The organism is Cobetia sp. 3AK, assembly GCF_029846335.1.
Lineage (GTDB): Bacteria > Pseudomonadota > Gammaproteobacteria > Pseudomonadales > Halomonadaceae > Cobetia > Cobetia marina.
In genome coordinates, this window is the sequence record NZ_JARWKR010000051.1 from 1 (window position 1) to 217 (window position 217).

The 217-nt window shown below is 73.3% G+C and carries 1 protein-coding gene; it reads left to right on the plus strand.

Features of this window, described 5'->3' with window-relative positions; translation table 11 throughout:
- A partial coding sequence (locus tag QD228_RS17110) for an ATP-binding protein (protein WP_279876146.1) occupies positions 1-191 on the plus strand: 191 nt, incomplete at its 5' end.
- Between the last annotated feature and the right edge of the window lie 26 nt (positions 192-217).

Below are 217 nucleotides of genomic sequence, written 5' to 3' on the forward strand. Positions count from 1 at the left end.
TGTTCCAGCGCGGCTTCTCGACCCGCAAGAACCGGTCCGGCGGGCTCGGGCTGCACTGGTGCGCGACGTCGATGATGGCGATGGGCGGTGCGCTTCGGCTGGAGAGCGAGGGCTGGGGGAAGGGAGCGCGCGCGGTGCTGACGCTCCAGCGGGCGCAGGCGCCGGCCCAAGCGCCGGAAATCGCCGCCTGAAGAGCGGGGCGCCTGTCGCCTCGTTC